The organism is Brenneria rubrifaciens (assembly GCF_005484945.1).
GTDB classification, from domain to species: domain Bacteria; phylum Pseudomonadota; class Gammaproteobacteria; order Enterobacterales; family Enterobacteriaceae; genus Brenneria; species Brenneria rubrifaciens.
In genome coordinates this window covers 2,580,708-2,595,982 of record NZ_CP034035.1, presented here as the reverse complement: position 1 = coordinate 2,595,982, position 15,275 = coordinate 2,580,708, and the positions used below count along the sequence as shown (strand labels likewise).

Sequence of the window (15,275 nt, the reverse complement as noted above, 5' to 3'; positions counted from 1 at the left end):
TTAAAAATTAAAATAGATAAGTGAAAAAATCGTATGACCAATGCAAATCGACCAGTACTTAATCTCGATCTCGATCTATTGAGAACGTTTGTCGCTGTTGCAGATTTAAACACTTTTGCAGCCGCAGCTGTTGCTGTATGCCGGACCCAATCGGCTGTCAGCCAGCAAATGCAACGTTTAGAGCAGCTCATCGGAAAAGAGTTGTTTGCCCGTCATGGGCGCAATAAGCAGTTAACCGAACACGGTATCCAGTTTCTGGGGTATGCGAGAAAAATATTGCAATTCAATGATGAGGCTTGTATTTCATTAATGTATAGCGATATTCAGGGGACACTGACAATCGGTGCTTCTGATGATACCGTGGATACCCTTCTCCCTTATATTTTACACCGGATAACTTCTGTTTTTCCGAAATTATCGATAGCGGTAAGCGTAAAGCGCAGTGCGGAAATGTTGGAAATGCTACAAGACGGAAAGATTGATCTGGTGATTACCACGATGAATAGCGCTGGCTTTCCCCATGTTTTATTACGTAGTTCACCAACGTTATGGTATTGCGCGGCAGATTATCAATTCAGACCCGAAGAACCGGTTTCGCTTGTCGTATTGGATGAACCGAGTCCTTTCCGTACATTAGCCATGGAAAGACTGAAAGCGGCGGGGATTCCGTGGAAGGTTTCTTATGTGGCCTCAACGTTGTCGGCAGTACGTGCTGCGGTTAAGGCCGGCCTTGGGGTAACGGTTCGTTCGGTTGAGATGATGAGCCCGGAGTTGAAGGTGCTCGGCGCAACGGACGGTTTACCCATACTGCCTGAAACCCGTTATTTTCTGTGCAAAAGTCCGCACCATGAAAAAGATCTGGCAACGGCAATCTTTAATGTAATTGAGTCAGGGAATACATCACATGTGATTCCTGTTGCAACTGCACAGGAGGAACGGGGGTGAAGGGTATCTCTTCGAGCTCGATGTAATTTTATTTCAAGCTGACATCATTCGGGGAGCAAGGATATCCCCCGATTGATCACGGGCTACTGATAATGTGTGTGTAAAGAACGTCATACCTCGCTCCGTCGACTTCTCTCGGCAGAAATCAAAAGCGCTGTAATGCCGATCCGGATTAAATTTCTTTTATGAAATGATGGTTTGTTTTTTTTAAAATGCCATCATGAAAAATCATTTCCCACCTAAAATCTACCCTGCTAATTTTTTTAGTAACTAAATTGGCAAAAATGTGTGCTGGATCAAAAAATATCCCTAATAACTCTATGGGGGAACAGGCATTTCTCGTGAAAATGGTATAGTGGGCTTCGCAAATCCGTAGTCTTAGTAATGGAGTAATTTTCCATTTGTTAACATTGCTGACTCGATTTACCTACAAATTTAGACACAAAGTGTTAACAATGCCACGTGAATGTAAAGTAAAGTACTATTATTCTTAGTAAGGTTTAAAAAGTTAAAAAATCAGGGGGAATCACGCAGATTGCTTTTACTTGATACGTTTCCGCAATATTTGTGTGGTTTAATCCTTTCTTTTAATTGATGTGGCGAGTTAATGGTAACTGCCGGAAAAAGAGCAGAATGTACCCGCTACTTTTGATGAGTAAGCAAAGAGTATGTCAACAACTACTGAAATCCTCGCTCACCATTGGGCATTTGCACTATTCATTATCGTTGCTGTGGGCCTGTGCGGTCTGATGCTGACAGGAGGGTTCTTGCTGGGTGGGAGAGCGAGGGCCAGAGCTAAAAACACGCCTTACGAGTCTGGTATTGATGCGGTGGGTTCAGCGCGTTTACGCTTGTCCGCTAAATTTTATCTGGTCGCTATGTTTTTCGTTATCTTCGACGTTGAAGCCCTGTATCTCTACGCCTGGGCTGTCTCTATCAGGGAGAGTGGCTGGGTTGGTTTCATCGAAGCTACCATTTTCATTTTGGTGCTGTTGGCAGGTTTGATTTATCTGGCTCGCATCGGAGCGCTGGACTGGATTCCCGCTCGTTCCAAAAGACAAGTCGTTAAATCGGACATGCCCGACATTACCAACACTCATCAGCAGTAATAGCGAGGCATTTTAATATGGACTATACGCTCACCCGCATAGAGCCGGACGGCGATAATGACCGTTATCCCCTGCAACGGCAGGAGATCGTTTCCGACCCTCTGGAGCAGCATGTTCACCGTAGCGTCTATATGGGCAAACTCGAACATGCATTACACGATACCGTCAACTGGGGTCGTCAAAACTCTTTATGGCCGTATAACTTCGGTCTTTCCTGCTGTTACGTTGAAATGGTGACGTCGTTTACTGCCGTTCATGACGTAGCGCGTTTCGGTTCTGAAGTATTACGCGCTTCACCGCGCCAGGCCGACTTTATGGTCGTAGCCGGAACCTGTTTTACCAAAATGGCGCCTGTTATCCAGCGTTTGTATGAACAGATGCTTGAACCTAAATGGGTGATCTCCATGGGTGCCTGCGCTAACTCTGGCGGTATGTACGATATCTATTCCGTTGTTCAGGGCGTTGATAAATTCCTGCCGGTTGATGTGTATATTCCTGGCTGTCCACCGCGTCCTGAAGCTTATATGCAAGCCCTGCTCTTGTTAAAAGAGTCCATTGGTAAAGAACGCCGCCCTCTGTCATGGGTGGTGGGGGAGCAGGGCGTTTACCGCGCCAATATGCAATCCGAACGGGAACGCAAACGCGGTGAACGTATCGCAGTGACCAACCTGCGTTCGCCCGATGAGATTTGATCTGTAAATGATGAATAGGATGGCCGCGCAATATCACGATAACAGTGTGCGGCCAAGATCAGATACAGCAATAGCACATTTAATGTGGTGACATATTTATGACAGATTTAACGACACACGATCTCGCGCTGCCGGCCTGGCAAACCCGCGATCACCTTGACGATCCGGTCATTGGCGAACTGTGTAACCGTTTTGGGCCAAATTCATTTACTGTACAGGCAACCCGCACGGGCGTTCCGGTCGTATGGGTCAAGCGTGAGAAATTACTGGAAGTCGTATCTTTCCTCAAAAAACAGCCGAAACCGTATGTCATGCTGTTTGATTTACATGGCATGGACGAACGTTTGCGCACGCATCGTGAAGGTTTACCTGCCGCTGATTTTTCAGTTTTTTATCACCTGATTTCCATTGAACGTAACCGCGACATCATGCTGAAAGTCGCGCTGGTCGAAAGTGATATGCATTTACCGACCATGACCAGGCTGTTCCCCAACGCCAACTGGTATGAGCGGGAAACCTGGGAAATGTTCGGCGTAACCTTCGACGGCCATCCTCATTTGACGCGCATCATGATGCCGCATACCTGGGAAGGTCATCCGTTGCGTAAAGACTATCCGGCCCGCGCCACTGAATTCGATCCTTTCGTGCTGACCAAGCAGAAAGAAGATCTGGAAATGGAGTCGCTGACCTTCAAACCCGAAGAATGGGGCATGAAGCGCGGCACTGAAAACGAGGATTTTATGTTCCTCAACATGGGGCCCAACCATCCTTCGTCGCACGGCGCTTTCCGTATCATCCTGCAACTGGATGGCGAAGAAGTGCTCGACTGCGTTCCCGATGTGGGTTATCACCATCGCGGCGCGGAAAAAATGGGTGAACGTCAGTCCTGGCATAGCTACATTCCTTATACTGATCGCATCGAATATCTGGGCGGCTGTGTCAATGAGATGCCGTATGTTCTGGCTGTCGAGAAGCTGGCGGGTATTGAGGTGCCGGATCGCGTTAAGACGATTCGCGTCATGCTGTCGGAGCTATTCCGCATCAACAGCCATTTGCTCTACATCAGTACCTTTATCCAGGACGTTGGGGCGATGACGCCGGTGTTCTTTGCCTTTACCGACCGTCAAAAAATCTACGATCTGGTTGAAGCGATTACCGGTTTTCGCATGCACCCGGCGTGGTTCCGTATCGGCGGGGTGGCGCACGATCTGCCGCGCGGCTGGGAACGTCTGTTGCGTGAATTCCTCGACTGGATGCCAACCCGTCTGGACACCTATGTCAAAGCCGCCTTGCAGAACACCATCTTGAAGGGCCGTACCCAAGGGGTTGCCGCCTACAATGCCAAGGAAGCGTTGGAATGGGGGGTGACGGGCGCGGGCCTACGCGCAACCGGCATTGATTTTGACATACGTAAGCGCCGCCCCTATTCCGGCTACGAAAATTTTGACTTTGACGTGCCGGTCGGCGATGGCATCAGCGATTGCTACAGCCGGGTGATGCTCAAAGTTGAAGAGTTGCGTCAGAGTCTGCGGATTTTGGAGCAATGTCTTAAAAACATGCCGGAAGGGCCGTTCAAGGCGGATCATCCGCTGACCACGCCGCCGCCGAAAGAGCGCACGTTGCAGCACATTGACACCCTGATTAATCATTTCCTACAGGTTTCGTGGGGACCGGTTATGCCTGCCAATGAGTCATTCCAAATGATTGAGGCAACCAAAGGTATCAACAGCTACTACCTGACCAGCGATGGCGGCACCATGAGCTACCGCACCCGTATTCGCACGCCGAGTTACGCGCATCTACAGCAGATTCCGTCTGTCATCCGAGGATGTCTGGTATCCGATTTGATCGTTTACCTCGGCAGTATTGATTTTGTCATGTCAGATGTGGACCGCTAACTATGCATGATTATAACAAACACGATCATATCGACGCGCAGGGGCAACCCGCCGCCGACTCGCTGACGAAAGAAAATGTTTTTGTGTTGAGTGACGCCGAGCGTAACGCGATTGAACACGAAAAACACCATTATGAAGATGCTCGGGCGGCCTCCATTGAAGCACTGAAAATCGTGCAGAAGGAACGTGGCTGGGTAACGGATGGCGCGATCTATGCAATTGCCGATGTTCTGGGCATTCCTGCCAGCGATGTTGAAGGTGTTGCGACGTTTTATAGCCAGATTTTCCGTCAACCGGTTGGACGTCACATTATTCGCTATTGCGACAGCGTGGTGTGCCACATCAATGGTTATCAAGGCGTCCAGGCGGCGCTGGAGCGTAAGCTCAGCATCAAGCCTGGTCAGACAACCTTTGACGGGCGTTTCACGTTACTGCCGACCTGCTGCTTGGGAAACTGTGACAAGGGGCCGTCAATGATGATTGACGAAGATACCCATACTCACGTGAAGCCTGAAGATATTGAATCGTTATTGGAGCAGTATCAATGAGTAAAAACATTGTCCTGACTGCTGAGCAACATCCTCTGACCTGGCGTTTGCGTGAAGATAACCAACCAGTATGGCTGGACGAATATCGCAGCAAAAACGGCTATGCCGGCGCGGAAAAAGCATTAAACGGCATGGCGCAGGATGAGGTGGTTTCTCTGGTCAAAGATGCCGGGCTGAAAGGGCGCGGCGGTGCCGGCTTTTCGACAGGGCTGAAATGGAGCCTGATGCCGAAAGACGAGAGCATGAACATTCGTTATCTGCTGTGCAACGCGGATGAAATGGAGCCCGGGACTTACAAAGACCGCCTTTTGATGGAGCAACTTCCGCACCTGCTGGTGGAAGGCATGTTGATCAGCGCTTTTGCGCTAAAAGCCTACCGTGGCTACATCTTCCTGCGTGGTGAATATATCGAGGCGGCCGTGAATTTACGCCGCGCGATTGATGAAGCAAACGCTGCGGGGTTGCTGGGTAAGAATATTCTGGGCAGCGGATTTGATTTTGAGCTGTTTGTTCACACCGGAGCGGGCCGTTATATCTGTGGTGAAGAAACTGCGCTGATCAACTCGCTGGAAGGCCGCCGAGCCAACCCGCGTTCCAAGCCGCCTTTCCCGGCGTCTGCCGGTGCGTGGGGAAAACCGACCTGTGTGAACAACGTCGAAACGCTGTGTAACGTACCTGCAATTATTGAATATGGCGCGGCGTGGTATCAGGGGCTGTCTGCGGGCAAGAGTAAAGATGCCGGTACGAAACTGATGGGGTTTTCCGGCCGCGTCAAAAATCCGGGATTATGGGAGTTGCCGTTCGGTACTACCGCCCGTGAAATTCTTGAAGATTATGCCGGCGGCATGCGTGACGGGCTGAAACTGAAGGCCTGGCAACCAGGTGGGGCGGGGACAGACTTCTTGACGGCCAGTCATCTTGATTTGCCGATGGATTTTGAGCATATCGCGAAAGCGGGTAGCCGGTTAGGTACGGCGCTGGCGATGGCTGTCGATCACGAAATCAACATGGTTTCGCTGACACGAAATCTGGAAGAGTTTTTCTCGCGCGAATCCTGCGGGTGGTGTACGCCTTGCCGTGACGGTCTGCCGTGGAGCGTCAAACTGCTGCGTGCCCTGGAGCGTGGGGAAGGACAACCGGGCGATATTGAAACGCTGGAGCAGCTTTGCCGTTTCCTCGGGCCGGGCAATACCTTCTGCGCACACGCGCCGGGCGCCGTTGAACCACTGCAAAGCGCGATCAAATATTTCCGGGAAGAATTCGAGGCGGGCGTTTCTCAACAGTATTTAGGCAATGTTAAAGCGATTGGCGGTATTCAGCCTAACCTGTTGAAAGCGCGCTGGTAAAACATCGCCGGATAAGCGCGAGATGCAGTCAATGTATCCGCCGGGTGGCGCGAATAAGCCGCCCCGGCAACAGAATTTTTGATTAGCGCCCGTGGCGACACGGGCCATTATGGAAGCATGCTGACTATGGCTACTATTCATGTAGACGGCAAAGAATATGAAGTTAACGGCGCAGACAACCTGCTTGAAGCTTGCCTGTCCCTGGGACTTGATATTCCTTACTTTTGCTGGCACCCGGCGCTGGGTAGCGTTGGTTCCTGCCGCCTTTGTGCGGTAAAGCAATATCAAAACGCGGAGGATACTCGAGGTCGTCTGGTGATGTCCTGTATGGCGCCTGCTACAGAAGGCACGTTCATTGCGATTGAGGATGAAGAAGCGAAGCTATTCCGCAAGACGATAGTTGAGTTTCTGATGACCAATCACCCACACGATTGCCCGGTGTGTGAGGAAGGCGGTAACTGTCATTTACAAGATATGACGGTGATGACGGGGCAGAGCTTCCGTCGCTATCGCTTTACCAAACGGACTCATCACAATCAGGATCTCGGCCCCTTTATTTCTCATGAAATGAACCGCTGTATCGCCTGCTATCGCTGCGTGCGCTACTACAAGGATTACGCGGATGGCAAAGATCTCGGCGTATATGGCGCGCATGACAACGTTTATTTCGGTCGTCCCGAAGACGGTACGTTGGAAAGCGAATTCTCCGGCAACCTGGTTGAAGTTTGTCCTACCGGCGTGTTCACCGACAAAACGCATTCCGAGCGTTACAACCGTAAATGGGATATGCAGTTTGCGCCGAGTATTTGCCAGCAGTGCAGCATTGGTTGCAATACTAGCCCCGGTGAGCGCTATGGCGAACTGCGTCGTATTGAAAATCGCTTCAACGGCAGCGTGAACCACTACTTCTTATGTGACCGTGGCCGCTTTGGGTATGGTTACGTTAACCTGAAAGATCGTCCTCAACAGCCATTGCAGCGCCGAGGCAGCGACTGGATCGCGTTGAATGCCGATCAGGCACTGCAAGGCGCCGCTGATGTTCTGCGTCAGGCGAAGAAGACCATCGGTATTGGCTCATCACGCGCCAGTATCGAAAGTAACTTTGCGCTGCGCGAGCTGGTGGGGGCCGAAAATTTCTATACCGGCATTGCTCAGGACGAACAAAACCGTCTGCAACTGATACTGAAAGTATTACGCGAAAGCGGCGTGCGAACCCCGGCGCTGCGTGAAATTGAAAGCTGCGATGCGGTCCTGATACTGGGTGAAGATTTGACGCAGACCGGCGCGCGGATTGCACTGGCCGTGCGTCAGGCGGTAAAAGGCAAGGCGCGTGAAATGGCCGCCGCGCAGAAAGTGGCTGACTGGCAAATCGCGGCTATCATGAATATCGGCCAGCATGCCAAACACCCGCTTTTTATCACCAACGTGGATAATACCCGTCTGGATGACATTGCGGCCTGGAATTATCGTGCGCCCGTGGCCGATCAAGCCCGTCTGGGTTTCGCTATTGCACATGCTCTGGATGAAAGTGCGCCGGCCGTGACCGATCTGGCGTCCGGCCTGGATCAAAAGGTCGATATTATTGTGCAGGCTCTGGCCGGCGCGAAGAAACCGTTGATCATTTCAGGCACCAACGCCGGTAGCGAGGCGATCATCCGAGCGGCGGCAAACGTGGCTAATGCACTGAAAAATCGCGGTTCTGACGTCGCGATTACTTTTGTCGCGCCCGCGGCAAACAGCCTTGGTCTGTCAATGATTGGCGGTGGTTCGCTGGATGAGGCGCTGGCACAGTTGGAAAACGGCGAAGCCGACAGCGTTGTCGTGCTGGAGAACGATCTTTATCGCCAAGCCTCTGCGACACGTGTTGATGCCGCTCTGGAAAAAGCGGTTAATCTGGTGGTATTGGATCACCAGCGAACCCGGATTATGGAGAAAGCGACGCTTATTCTCTCATCGGCCAGTTTCGCGGAAAGTGACGGGACGTTAGTCAATCAGGAAGGCCGCGCTCAGCGCTTCTTCCAGGTTTACGATCCTACTTACTACAACGATAAGGTGGTCATGCTGGAAAGCTGGCGCTGGCTGCATTCCCTGTTTATCACCTATAACCGCCGTCAGGTCGACTGGACGCAGCTCGATCATGTGATTGATGCCTGTGTCGCCGCGCTACCGCAATTATCAGCGATCAAGCAGGCCGCGCCGGATGCATCATTCCGCATTCGCGGGCAAAAGCTGGCTCGTTCGCCGAACCGCGCCAGCGGGCGTACCGCAATGCGCGCCAATATCAGCGTGCATGAACCGCGTCAGCCGCAGGATCAAGACACGATGTTTGCTTTCTCGATGGAAGGGAACAATAGCCCGCTCGCCGATCGTCAGCAAATTCCCTTTGCCTGGGCGCCAGGTTGGAACTCACCGCAGGCATGGAACAAATTCCAGGATGAAGTCGGCGGACATCTGCGCCATGGCGATCCTGGTGTGCGTATTATTGAGGCTGGCGAAGGCACGTTGGGCTATTTCGATGACATTCCATCCGCGTTTGTCGCACAAGCGGGGCGTTGGCAGGTTGCGCCGTATTATCACTTGTTCGGCAGTGATGAAATGTCACAGCGTTCGGCGGTAATTCAACAGCGTATGCCAGAACCTTATGTGATGGTTAACCCTGCTGATGCGGCGGCGTTGGGCGTCAATGCTGGCGCATTGCTGGAACTGACCTGTGATGGTCAGACGTTGCGTTTGCCGCTGCGTTTGAGTGTCGAACTGAGTCAGGGACAGGTTGGTTTACCGCTTGGACTCCCGGGAATTGCCCCGGTTCTGGTGGGTGCGACCGTTGAAAATCTGCGGGAGGCTGCGCAATGAGTTGGTTAACACCGGAAATTCTTGAGATTCTGAGCTCAGTGGGAAAATCGATCGTGATCCTGTTGGTCGTCGTGACCTGCGGCGCGTTCATGAGTATGGGCGAACGCAAGCTGCTGGGGTTGTTCCAGGGGCGGTACGGGCCGAACCGAGTAGGTTGGGGCGGTTCGTTGCAGCTTGTCGCCGATATGATCAAAATGTTCTTCAAAGAAGACTGGGTGCCGAAGTTTACTGACAAAGTCATCTTCACGCTGGCGCCGATGATCGCGTTTACTTCACTGTTATTGGCTTTCGCCATTGTCCCGGTCAGCCCTACCTGGGGCGTCTCCGACCTGAACATCGGTCTGCTGTTTTTCCTTATGATGGCGGGACTGGCGGTTTATGCGGTGTTGTTTGCCGGCTGGTCGAGCAACAACAAATACTCGTTATTGGGCGCCGTTCGTGCATCTGCGCAAACGCTGAGTTATGAAGTGTTTCTGGGACTTTCCCTGATGGGCGTGGCTGCTCAGGCTGGCTCGTTCAACATGCGCGACATTGTGGATTCGCAAGCGCATCTGTGGAATGTGATCCCGCAATTCTTCGGTTTCGTGACTTTCGCTATCGCAGGCGTTGCGGTATGTCACCGCCATCCGTTCGACCAGCCGGAAGCAGAGCAGGAACTGGCCGATGGTTACCACATTGAATATTCCGGCATGAAATTCGGTTTGTTCTTTGTGGGGGAATATATCGGTATCGTAACGGTTTCCGCGCTGATTGTGACCCTGTTCTTCGGGGGCTGGCATGGTCCGCTGTTACCGCCATTTATCTGGTTTGCATTGAAAACGGCATTCTTCATGATGATGTTCATTCTGATTCGTGCTGCGTTGCCCCGTCCGCGTTATGACCAGGTGATGGCTTTCGGCTGGAAAGTCTGTCTGCCGATAACCTTACTGAACCTGCTGGCGACAGCCGCGGTCATTTTGTACAACGCTCAATAAGGGGTGAATAAACCATGACATTAAAAGATTTAGTGGTTGGTTTCGGCACCCAGGTACGCAGTATCTGTATGGTGGGATCGAACGCGTTTAAAAAGCGTGAAACCAAGATGTATCCTGAAGAGCCTGTGAACCCGCCGCCACGCTATCGTGGACGGATCGTACTGACGCGCGATCCCGATGGTGAGGAGCGTTGCGTGGCTTGCAACCTCTGTGCGGTGGCCTGTCCGGTTGGCTGCATCTCTTTACAGAAAGCCGAAACTAAAGACGGACGCTGGTATCCCGAGTTTTTCCGTATCAACTTCTCGCGTTGTATTTTCTGCGGCTTTTGTGAAGAAGCCTGCCCGACCACAGCCATTCAGTTGACGCCGGATTTTGAAATGGGGGATTACAAACGTCAGGATCTGGTTTACGAAAAAGAAGATTTGCTGATATCGGGGCCGGGTAAATATCCGGAATACAACTTTTACCGGTTGGCCGGTATGGCGATCGATGGGAAAGACAAAGGCGAAGCTGAAAACGAAGCCAAACCCATTGATGTCAAAGGCCTGTTGCCCTAAGGAGCTCGCATGGAATTCGCTTTTTATGTCACGGGTTTGATTGCGGTATTGGCGACATTACGCGTCATTACCCATACCAACCCAGTGCATGCATTGTTATATCTGATTGTCTCCCTGCTGGCTGTCGCGGGCGTGTTCTTTTCGCTGGGCGCCTACTTTGCCGGCGCATTGGAAATCATCGTTTACGCGGGCGCCATTATGGTGCTGTTTGTGTTCGTCGTCATGATGCTTAATCTAGGCGACGCGGTGGTAGAGCAGGAGCGTATCTGGCTGAAGCCGGGCGTCTGGATCGGTCCTGGCCTGTTGTCGCTTGTTTTGCTGGCGGTGATTGTGAAGGGGATTCTTAGCCTGAGCGATCAGGGCATGAGTGGTGAAGCGGTGGACGCGAAAGCCGTAGGGATTAGTCTGTTCGGGCCTTATGTTTTGGCTGTTGAGCTCGCCTCAATGTTGCTGCTGGCCGGGTTGGTCGTCGCTTTCCATATTGGTCGTGAAGACAAACGTGGCGAGGTTATCAGCAAAGAAAGCGCGGACCAGGATGTGGAGAAAAAAATAGCGGGGGAACGCGCATGATTCCGTTACAACATGGCTTGATTTTAGCTGCCGCGCTGTTTGTTTTGGGGCTGACTGGGCTGCTGATTCGCCGTAACTTATTGTTTATGTTGATCAGTCTTGAAATTATGATCAACGCCGCCGCACTGGCATTTGTGGTGGCCGGCAGTTACTGGCAGCAACCGGACGGTCAGGTGATGTACATTCTGGCGATTACGCTGGCGGCGGCCGAGGCCAGTATCGGCCTGGCGCTGCTGCTACAGATGTATCGACGTCGTCAGACCCTGAATATTGATACAGTCAGTGAGATGCGCGGATGAACTTACTCTATTTAACAATATTATTTCCGCTGCTCGGATTTCTGTTGTTGGCTTTTTCCCGCGGTCGCTGGTCAGAGAATACCTCTGCGGCCGTAGGGGTTGGCTCGATTGGTCTGGCAGCGTTGGTTACGGCCTGGGTAGTGGTTGATTTTATGGGCGGGCAGAATGGCGGCGTGACCCTCTTCAACCAGCATTTGTGGACATGGATGGCGGTTGGGAATTTTGACATCGGCGTGACATTAACGCTGGATGGCCTGTCGTTAACCATGCTGTCCGTGGTGACTGGCGTCGGTTTCTTTATCCACCTGTTTGCCTCCTGGTACATGCGTGGAGAAGAGGGGTATTCCCGTTTTTTTGCCTACACCAACCTGTTTATTGCGAGCATGGTGGTGCTGGTTCTGGCGGATAACCTGCTGTTGATGTACCTCGGATGGGAGGGCGTGGGGCTGTGCAGTTATCTGCTGATCGGTTTCTATTACACCAATCCGAAGAACGGCGCGGCAGCGATGAAAGCATTTGTGGTAACCCGCGTGGGTGACGTGTTCCTGGCATTCGCCTTGTTCATTCTCTACAACGAACTGGGTACGCTGAACTTCCGTGAACTGATGGTTCTGGCGCCGCAACAACTGGCGGAAGGCTCCCCGGCGATTACCTGGGCTACTCTGATGCTGCTCGGCGGGGCGGTAGGTAAATCCGCACAGTTGCCATTGCAGACCTGGCTGGCTGACGCGATGGCCGGTCCAACCCCGGTTTCGGCCTTGATCCACGCTGCAACCATGGTTACCGCGGGCGTCTATCTGATTGCCCGTACGCATGGCCTGTTCCTGATGGCGCCGGATGTTTTGCATCTGGTCGGCATCATTGGGGCGGTCACGCTGGTATTGGCGGGATTCGCTGCGCTGGTTCAGACCGATATCAAACGCGTTCTGGCCTATTCCACCATGAGCCAGATTGGTTACATGTTTCTGGCGCTTGGCGTTCAGGCGTGGGATGCGGCCATATTCCACCTGATGACGCACGCGTTTTTCAAAGCGTTGCTGTTCCTCTCCTCCGGTTCGGTCATCCTTGCCTGTCATCACGAACAGAATATTTTCAAAATGGGCGGCCTGCGTAAAACCATCCCGTTGGTGTATGTCTGCTTCCTGGTCGGTGGCGCGGCGCTGGCGGCGTTGCCGTTGCTGACGGCAGGCTTTTTCAGTAAGGACGAAATTCTGGCCGGGGCGTGGGCGAATGGTCATATCAACCTGATGGTGGCGGGATTGGCCGGCGCCTTCATGACCTCGCTGTACACCTTCCGTATGATCTTTATCGTATTCCACGGCGAAGCGAAAACCAACGCGCACCCGGGTAAGGGCATCTCCCATCATTTACCACTGATTGTGTTAATGGTGCTGTCGACCTTTATCGGCGCGATGATTGTTCCTCCTTTGCAGGGCGTATTGCCGCAAACAACGGAACTTGAGCATAGCCAGGTCATGACGCTGGAAATCGCCTCCGGCGTGGTTGCCATTGCGGGAATTTTGCTGGCCGCGCTGCTGTGGCTGGGCAAACGTCAGGCGGTTAAGCGTATTGCGAACAGCGCGCCCGGGCGTTTCTTCTCGACATGGTGGTTCCATGCCTGGGGCTTTGACTGGGTATACGACAAAGTCTTTATCAGACCTTATCTGGCTATAGCGAAGCTGTTGCAGCGTGATCCGCTGAACTCACTGATGAATATTCCGGCTTTGATTACCCGTTGGGGAAACCGTGGGTTGACAGTAAGCGAAAATGGTCAAGTGCGCTGGTACGTTGCCTCGATGAGTTTAGGCGCCGTCGTGGTGCTGGGCTTGTTATTGCTGGTTTAAGGCGCTATCCGGTAACGTGCGAAGGGCAGGGCATTTCCTGGGGGGAGTGCCTGCCACGGCAAAGTTTTCAGATTTCTTTAATTTAGGGACACCAAACGCCATGCTACTACCTTGGCTAATTCTTATCCCCTTTATCGGCGGTCTACTGTGTTGGCAGTGCGAGCGTTTTGGTACGAAAGTACCGCGCTGGATCGCGTTGATTGCTATGGGGCTGACTCTGACGCTATCTCTGCAACTGTGGTTGCAAGGTGGCTATTCTCTGGCAACCCCCGATGGGCTGCCGCAATGGCAGGCCGAGTTCAATGTGCCGTGGATACCTCGTTTTGGTATCAATATCCATCTTGCGTTGGATGGGCTGTCGATATTGATGGTGGTGTTGACCGGTTTGCTGGGTGTTCTGGCGATCCTTTGCTCGTGGAATGAAATTCAACGCTATCAGGGTTTTTTCCATTTGAATCTGTTGTGGATACTGGGCGCCGTCATCGGGGTTTTCGTCGCTATCGACATGTTCCTGTTCTTCTTCTTCTGGGAAATGATGTTGGTGCCGATGTATTTCCTGATTGCGTTGTGGGGACACAAAGGCTCGGACGGTAAAACCCGTATTACCGCCGCGACCAAGTTTTTCATCTACACCCAGGCCAGCGGACTGGTGATGCTGATTGCGATTCTGGGGCTGGTATTCGTGCACTATAACGCGACCGGTGAGTGGACGTTCGACTATGAGAAACTGATCGACACACCGATGTCACGCAGTGTCGAATATCTGTTGATGCTTGGCTTCTTCGTCGCCTTCGCGGTAAAAATGCCGGTCGTGCCTCTGCATGGCTGGTTGCCCGACGCGCACAGTCAGGCGCCGACCGCAGGTTCTGTCGATCTGGCGGGCATTTTGCTGAAAACGGCGGCCTATGGTCTGCTTCGATTCAGCCTGCCGCTGTTCCCGAATGCGTCACATGAATTTGCGCCTATCGCCATGTGGCTCGGCGTGATTGGGATTTTCTACGGCGCATGGATGGCCTTTAATCAAACTGATATCAAGCGTTTGATTGCCTACACCTCTGTTTCCCACATGGGGTTCGTGATGATTGCCATTTATTCCGGCAGTCAACTGGCTTATCAGGGGGCGGTCATTCAGATGATTGCGCACGGTCTGTCCGCCGCCGGACTGTTTATTCTGTGCGGCCAGTTGTACGAACGGCTGCATACCCGCGATATGCGCGAGATGGGCGGCCTGTGGGCGCGTCTGAAATATCTGCCCGCGCTGTCGCTGTTTTTTGCCGTGGCCACGTTGGGCATGCCGGGTACGGGTAACTTTGTCGGCGAATTCATGATTCTGTTCGGCAGCTATCAGGTGGTGCCGACGATCACGGTGATTTCAACATTTGGGCTGGTATTCGCGTCGGTGTATTCACTGATCATGATGCAGCGCGCTTACTACGGCGCGCCGAAATCCGATCGGTCGTTACAGAGTATGTCGATGCGTGAATTATCCATCGTGATGCTATTGGTGGTATTGCTGGTGTTGTTAGGGGTGTTCCCGCAGCCGATTCTGGATACCTCCGGTGCCGCGATGTTAAATATCCAGCAGTGGTTTATGTCATCTGCTCCAGATTCCATAATTTCAACAACAAGGCCGTAATTCG

General features: G+C 52.4%; 13 protein-coding genes. All 13 read left to right on the top strand.

The window, feature by feature from the left end; translation table 11 throughout:
- Nucleotides 1–33: 33 nt before the first annotated feature.
- The 13 genes from lrhA to nuoM all read left to right on the top strand — a co-directional run bounded on the left by lrhA (nucleotide 34) and on the right by nuoM (nucleotide 15,271).
- Entirely contained in the window at nucleotides 34–945 is a 912-nt protein-coding gene (gene lrhA, locus EH207_RS11805; protein ID WP_137714165.1) for a transcriptional regulator LrhA, read from the top strand.
- Between the two features lie 668 nt (nucleotides 946–1,613).
- Nucleotides 1,614–2,054 (top strand): NADH-quinone oxidoreductase subunit A, encoded by a 441-nt coding sequence (locus EH207_RS11800; RefSeq protein ID WP_137714164.1) that lies wholly within the window; start codon nucleotides 1,614–1,616, stop codon nucleotides 2,052–2,054.
- 17 nt (nucleotides 2,055–2,071) lie between these two features.
- Complete coding sequence (locus tag EH207_RS11795; RefSeq protein ID WP_137714163.1) at nucleotides 2,072–2,746, top strand: NuoB/complex I 20 kDa subunit family protein; 675 nt, start codon at nucleotides 2,072–2,074, stop codon at nucleotides 2,744–2,746.
- Between the two features lie 98 nt (nucleotides 2,747–2,844).
- A complete protein-coding gene (gene nuoC, locus EH207_RS11790) occupies nucleotides 2,845–4,644 on the top strand; it encodes an NADH-quinone oxidoreductase subunit C/D (protein WP_137714162.1) in 1,800 nt (599 codons plus the stop codon).
- A gap of 2 nt (nucleotides 4,645–4,646) precedes the next feature.
- Nucleotides 4,647–5,192, top strand: a complete 546-nt coding sequence (nuoE, locus tag EH207_RS11785; protein ID WP_137714161.1) for an NADH-quinone oxidoreductase subunit NuoE — start codon at nucleotides 4,647–4,649, stop codon at nucleotides 5,190–5,192.
- Nucleotides 5,189–6,538, top strand: coding sequence for an NADH-quinone oxidoreductase subunit NuoF (nuoF, locus tag EH207_RS11780; RefSeq protein ID WP_137714160.1), 1,350 nt, complete (start codon nucleotides 5,189–5,191; stop codon nucleotides 6,536–6,538). The genes nuoE and nuoF overlap by 4 nt, the downstream gene beginning before the upstream one ends.
- Before the next feature lie 126 nt (nucleotides 6,539–6,664).
- Entirely contained in the window at nucleotides 6,665–9,391 is a 2,727-nt protein-coding gene (gene nuoG / locus EH207_RS11775; protein WP_137714159.1) for an NADH-quinone oxidoreductase subunit NuoG, read from the top strand.
- Nucleotides 9,388–10,365, top strand: a complete 978-nt coding sequence (gene nuoH / locus EH207_RS11770) for an NADH-quinone oxidoreductase subunit NuoH (RefSeq protein ID WP_137714158.1) — start codon at nucleotides 9,388–9,390, stop codon at nucleotides 10,363–10,365. The genes nuoG and nuoH overlap by 4 nt, the downstream gene beginning before the upstream one ends.
- A gap of 14 nt (nucleotides 10,366–10,379) precedes the next feature.
- Complete coding sequence (gene nuoI, locus EH207_RS11765; RefSeq protein WP_137714157.1) at nucleotides 10,380–10,922, top strand: NADH-quinone oxidoreductase subunit NuoI; 543 nt, start codon at nucleotides 10,380–10,382, stop codon at nucleotides 10,920–10,922.
- Between the two features lie 9 nt (nucleotides 10,923–10,931).
- The gene (nuoJ, locus tag EH207_RS11760; RefSeq protein ID WP_137714156.1) at nucleotides 10,932–11,492 is read left to right on the top strand and encodes an NADH-quinone oxidoreductase subunit J; all 561 of its coding nucleotides are present in this window, start codon (nucleotides 10,932–10,934) and stop codon (nucleotides 11,490–11,492) included.
- Nucleotides 11,489–11,791 carry an NADH-quinone oxidoreductase subunit NuoK gene (nuoK, locus tag EH207_RS11755; protein WP_137714155.1) on the top strand — a complete coding sequence of 101 codons (303 nt, stop codon included), beginning with the start codon at nucleotides 11,489–11,491 and terminating at the stop codon, nucleotides 11,789–11,791. Before nuoJ ends, nuoK begins: the two co-directional genes overlap by 4 nt.
- The gene (nuoL, locus tag EH207_RS11750; protein ID WP_137714154.1) at nucleotides 11,788–13,635 is read left to right on the top strand and encodes an NADH-quinone oxidoreductase subunit L; all 1,848 of its coding nucleotides are present in this window, start codon (nucleotides 11,788–11,790) and stop codon (nucleotides 13,633–13,635) included. Before nuoK ends, nuoL begins: the two co-directional genes overlap by 4 nt.
- 100 nt (nucleotides 13,636–13,735) lie before the next feature.
- Nucleotides 13,736–15,271 (top strand): NADH-quinone oxidoreductase subunit M, encoded by a 1,536-nt coding sequence (nuoM, locus tag EH207_RS11745; protein ID WP_137714153.1) that lies wholly within the window; start codon nucleotides 13,736–13,738, stop codon nucleotides 15,269–15,271.
- The last annotated feature ends 4 nt before the right edge of the window (nucleotides 15,272–15,275 follow it).

Excerpts from the sequence above, each read along its gene's own strand:
- lrhA (WP_137714165.1), top strand. The coding sequence starts at position 34 with ATGACCAATGCAAATCGACCAGTACTTAATCTCGATCTCGATCTATTG.
- nuoG (WP_137714159.1), top strand. The coding sequence starts at position 6,665 with ATGGCTACTATTCATGTAGACGGCAAAGAATATGAAGTTAACGGCGCA.
- nuoF (WP_137714160.1), top strand. The coding sequence starts at position 5,189 with ATGAGTAAAAACATTGTCCTGACTGCTGAGCAACATCCTCTGACCTGG.
- nuoL (WP_137714154.1), top strand. The coding sequence starts at position 11,788 with ATGAACTTACTCTATTTAACAATATTATTTCCGCTGCTCGGATTTCTG.
- nuoE (WP_137714161.1), top strand. The coding sequence starts at position 4,647 with ATGCATGATTATAACAAACACGATCATATCGACGCGCAGGGGCAACCC.
- EH207_RS11795 (WP_137714163.1), top strand. The coding sequence starts at position 2,072 with ATGGACTATACGCTCACCCGCATAGAGCCGGACGGCGATAATGACCGT.
- nuoH (WP_137714158.1), top strand. The coding sequence starts at position 9,388 with ATGAGTTGGTTAACACCGGAAATTCTTGAGATTCTGAGCTCAGTGGGA.
- nuoI (WP_137714157.1), top strand. The coding sequence starts at position 10,380 with ATGACATTAAAAGATTTAGTGGTTGGTTTCGGCACCCAGGTACGCAGT.
- nuoK (WP_137714155.1), top strand. The coding sequence starts at position 11,489 with ATGATTCCGTTACAACATGGCTTGATTTTAGCTGCCGCGCTGTTTGTT.
- nuoC (WP_137714162.1), top strand. The coding sequence starts at position 2,845 with ATGACAGATTTAACGACACACGATCTCGCGCTGCCGGCCTGGCAAACC.
- nuoM (WP_137714153.1), top strand. The coding sequence starts at position 13,736 with ATGCTACTACCTTGGCTAATTCTTATCCCCTTTATCGGCGGTCTACTG.
- EH207_RS11800 (WP_137714164.1), top strand. The coding sequence starts at position 1,614 with ATGTCAACAACTACTGAAATCCTCGCTCACCATTGGGCATTTGCACTA.
- nuoJ (WP_137714156.1), top strand. The coding sequence starts at position 10,932 with ATGGAATTCGCTTTTTATGTCACGGGTTTGATTGCGGTATTGGCGACA.